The 4,108-nt window shown below is 74.7% G+C and carries 4 protein-coding genes; 3 read left to right on the forward strand and 1 reads right to left on the reverse strand.

Features of this window, described 5'->3' with window-relative positions; translation table 11 throughout:
• The 3 genes from SSOG_RS26610 to SSOG_RS26620 form a co-directional block, all read left to right on the forward strand.
• Positions 1-983 (forward strand): aromatic amino acid lyase (locus SSOG_RS26610; protein WP_009717357.1); only part of this gene is annotated, 983 nt, incomplete at its 5' end.
• A 6-nt stretch (positions 984-989) separates the two neighbouring features.
• Positions 990-1,904, forward strand: coding sequence for a MurR/RpiR family transcriptional regulator (locus tag SSOG_RS26615; protein WP_078510409.1), 915 nt, complete (start codon positions 990-992; stop codon positions 1,902-1,904).
• Between the two features lie 93 nt (positions 1,905-1,997).
• The gene (locus SSOG_RS26620; protein WP_039938777.1) at positions 1,998-2,558 is read left to right on the forward strand and encodes a hypothetical protein; all 561 of its coding nucleotides are present in this window, start codon (positions 1,998-2,000) and stop codon (positions 2,556-2,558) included.
• Between the two features lie 219 nt (positions 2,559-2,777).
• On the opposite strand, the gene SSOG_RS26625 is transcribed toward SSOG_RS26620, so the two are convergent.
• On the reverse strand, positions 2,778-4,108 hold a 1,331-nt coding region (locus tag SSOG_RS26625), incomplete at its 5' end, for a type III PLP-dependent enzyme domain-containing protein (RefSeq protein ID WP_245606386.1).

A 4,108-nucleotide genomic window follows, 5' to 3' on the forward strand; every position in this document is an offset into this window, starting at 1 on the left:
TCAGCAGCAACGCCCTCACCCTCGGCCAGGCCGCGCTCGCCCTCGCCGACCTGCGGCGCCTGCTGTCCGCCTCGCTCGCCGTCGCCGCGCTCTCGCTGATCGCGGTCGGCGGTTCGTACGAGGCGTACGCCGAACCCGTCCAGCTCGCCCGCCCCCACCCCGGCTCCATCCACGCCGCCGCCCTCGTACGCGCCCTCATCGGCGCCCCGGCCCGGCCCACCCCGCCGCTCGGCCGCATCCAGGACCCGTACGGCTTCCGCTGCCTGCCGGCGATCCACGGCCCGGCGCTGGACGCCGCCGACGCCCTGGAGCAGGTGCTGACCGTCGACGTCAACGCCGCCGCCGAGAACCCGCTGATCAGCTCCGAGGACGAGGCCGCGTACCACAACGGCAACTTCTACGCCGCGCACGCCGCCCTCGCCCTCGACCACTTCCGGCTCGCCGCCCTCCAGACCGCCCGGCTGTCCACCGCCCGGCTCGCCGCGCTCAGCGAACCCGACTTCACCCGGCTGCGCCCCTTCCTCGGCGACCCCGCGCCCGCCAGCTCCGGCGTGATGATCCTGGAGTACGCGGCGGGCGCGGCCCTCGGCGAGATGCGCGCCGTCTCCCACCCCGCCTCCCTCGGCCACGCCGTGCTCTCCCGCGGCGTCGAGGAACAGGCCAGCTTCGCCTCGCTCGGCGCCCGCCAGACGCTGCGGGTGGCCGACCACTACCGGCAGGTGCTGGCCTGCGAACTGGTCGCGGCGGTCCGCGCGCTGCGGCAGCGCGGCATGGAACCGGAGCCCGGGGTACCGGCGGCCGCCGCCTATGCGCTGGCGGCGGAAGTTCTCGATCCGCGGATGGAGGACCGGCCGTTGACGGAGGATGTGGCCGACGCGGTGGGTCTGCTGGATCCGCTGGCCGAGGTGTGCGAGGGCGTTGAGTTCGCTGAGCCTGCTGAGGCTCGTGATGGTGCTGATGGCCCTGAGGGCCAGGAGGGCTGAGGACTGATGGGTACGGACAACGGGGTGGTGGCGGACGTGGCCGGTGCGTCAGCGGATGCGGCGGATGCGGCGGGGGCGGCGGGTGCGGGGAGCACCGCGCGGCTCCAGGCCCTGTTCGAGGGCCACCGCCTCACCCCCACCCAGCGCCGCATCGCCCACTGCATGGTGCGGCGGGCGGCCGACGCGCCGTTCCTCTCCAGCGTCGAACTCGCCGAACTCGCCGGGGTCAGCCAGCCCTCCGTGACCCGTTTCGCGGTGGCGCTCGGCTTCGACGGCTACCCCGCGCTGCGCAAGCACCTGCGCGACGTCGCCCCCGCCGCCGGTGAACGGGCCGCGGGGGAGGGGGCGTACAACGAGTACCAGCAGGCCGTGCAGTCCGAGATCGACAACCTGCGCCACCTCGCCACCCTGCTCGCCGACCCCGAACCGGTGCTGCGGGCCGGGCGGCTGCTCGCCGCGTCCCGCCCACTGCCGGTCCTCGGCCTGCGCGCCGCCTCCGCCCAGGCCCGTGGCTTCGCCTACTTCGCGCGCAAGGTCCACCCCGACGTCCGGCTGCTGGACGAGGGCGGCACGATGCTCGCCGACCGCATCGACGCGGCCCACCGCGCGGGCGCCACCGCCCTGTTGTGCTTCGCCCTGCCGCGCCATCCGCGGGAGGTCGTGGAGGGCCTGGAGTACGCGCGCGAAACCGGCCTCACCGTCGTCGCCGTCGCTGACAGCGCCTTCGCCCCGGTCGCCCGCCACAGCGATCTGCTGCTGCCCGCGGCCGTCGGGACCGGGCTGGCCTTCGACACCGCCTGCGCGCCGATGCTGCTGGGGCGGGTGCTGCTGGAGGCCATGTGCGACGCGCTGCCGGATGCGCAGGCGCGGCTGGAGGAGTTCGACGCGCGGGCGGCCGCGCGCGGGCTGTTCGTGGAGTAGCCCCGTACCGTCTTACGTTCCGTCTCACCGAATTCTCAGCCATCCTCACTACAGTCCGCGTTCGATGGCCTGAGACGTCGAGGAGGTCGGCAGATGGGACGCGGGGCGTATGCGCTGATACGGGTCGCCGTGGTCGTACGGGCACCCGCCGGATGGCTGTGGTGGTTGGGCGTTCTGGCCGCGGGCATCGGGATGCTGCTCCCCGGCCTCACCGGCCGCCGCATCGGCCTGTCGGCCGGGGCGGCGCTCTTCCTGATCGCGGCCGCGGTGGTCTTCTTCGTACGGCGCGGCCGGTATCTGGCCCTCGCCCAGGAGGCCACCCGGGCGAGCAAGTCGGTGTTCCTCCAGGACCGTGCGGTGACGATACGGGCCCGTAGGCGCGCCCTGCGGTGGTGGCTGCTCCTGGCCTTCCTGGCCGCCGTCGGCTCGTCCTTCGCCCTCCCCGCGGCGGGCGGCCTGCTGCTGGCGGGCCTCGGCGCGGGGCTGTGGGCGAAGGCGCTGTGGCTGGGCCGCTGGGAGCACGCGCACGACGCGCTGCTGTGGGTCCGTACGGACTGGGTCCCCCGTGGCCGCCCGGCGGGCCGCGACGTCCGCGGCTACCAGACGACGGGCCCCGCGGCGGGCGACGCGGGGCCGGGCGGCGCCAAGCGGTGACCCCTGGCGGGGTGCGGGTGCGGGTGCGGGTGCGGGTCCGGGTGCGCGGGCGCTCCGGTGGTGGGTGCCGGGGCGGGGCCTCCGGGGCAGGGCCCTGGACCGTCTATTTACGGCGCCGCTGACGTGGAGCGTTTCGTGAACGTCGGGCGATCGGCGCCACAAATACACGTGGTGTCCAGGACCCCACCCCTGCGACCCCGCCCCTCACGCCGGTGGCCCTCACAAGGCCGTCAGTCCCTCCGCTTCGGCGCCTCCGCTTTCCGCCACGATCTCCGCCACCGTCTGGGGCTTGCGTACCTCCGCGAAGCGGATCCCGTCGCCGTCGGGTGCGAAGCCGTACACGCCCGGTCTGGGCAGGCTGTTGTAGGCGAAGTGGTTCGAGAAGTAGTACGCCCCCGTGTCCAGCAGGCCCACCAGGTCGCCCGCCGTCAGCTCCGGCAGGGCCCGGTTCTCGGCCACCAGGTCGCCCGCGAAGCAGCACGGGCCCGCGATGTCCTGGGTGACCGGCCCGGCGGGGCCGGTGGGCTTGGGGCGGCCGTCCGCGTCGTACGGGGCGATCCGCAGGGGCCAGGCGGTGGGGGCGAAGACCGTACGGGTGGCCAGCTGCGCGCCCGCGTGCGTCACGGCGATGGGGCGGCCACCGGCCGACTTCGCGTATTCGACGCGCGCCAGCACCACTCCCGACTTGGCGAGGAGCGACCGCCCGAACTCGGTGACCAGGCCGTACCGCCCGTCGAGGAGACCGGGGACGGTGGTCTTGAGTAGTTGTGTGTACTCCCGGTAGCTGGGTGTCACCTCGTCGGACGTGAAGTTCACCGGGAGGCCGCCGCCGATGTCGAGGGTGTCGATCTGGCGGCGGCCGATGGTCTCGTTGATCTCCTCGGCGAGTTCGTACGCGGCCTGGACGCCCGCCGCCATCAGGTCCAGCGGGCACCCCTGCGAGCCGACGTGGGCATGCAGCCGGGTCAGCCAGGGGCGCTCGGCGAAGGCGCGTACGACCCAGTCGCGCGCCCCTACGTCGCGCAGCGCGACCCCGAACTTGGAGGTCTCCGTGGCGGTGCTGAGTGCGCCGATGCTGCCGCCGCCCACCTGCGGGTTGACCCGCAGGCCGAGGGGAGAGCGGGTGGGAGTCCCGGCCACGAGCGCGTCGAGGCGGGCGAGCTCCTGCGGGTTGTCGGCGTTGAGGGCGATGCCCAGGTCGAGGGCCTCGCGCAGTTCGGCGGGGGTCTTGGCGGGCGAGTCGAGGACGATGCGGTCGGTGTCCGTTCCGGCGGCCCGGGCGAGGGCCAGCTCGCCGGGGCTGGCCACCTCGCAGCCCAGCCCCTCGTCGGTCAGCAGCCGCAGGACGGGGACGAGCGAGGCGGCCTTCACCGCGAAGGCGTGCAGAACGGGCGTACCGGGCGCCACGACCTCGTCGAAGGCCGCCCGCAGCTCGGCCGCGGCGGCGCGGATACCGGTGACGTCGAGCAGCCCGACGACGGGCTGCTCGGGGCCGATCAGCCCCTGCTCGACGGCAGCACGCACGGCCCGCTCACGCCGCTCGACGGCGC

Origin of the sequence: Streptomyces himastatinicus ATCC 53653 (assembly GCF_000158915.1) — a bacterium.
Classification (GTDB): Bacteria; Actinomycetota; Actinomycetes; order Streptomycetales; family Streptomycetaceae; genus Streptomyces; species Streptomyces himastatinicus.

Excerpts from the sequence above, each read along its gene's own strand:
- SSOG_RS26615 (WP_078510409.1), top strand. The coding sequence starts at position 990 with ATGGGTACGGACAACGGGGTGGTGGCGGACGTGGCCGGTGCGTCAGCG.
- SSOG_RS26620 (WP_039938777.1), top strand. The coding sequence starts at position 1,998 with ATGGGACGCGGGGCGTATGCGCTGATACGGGTCGCCGTGGTCGTACGG.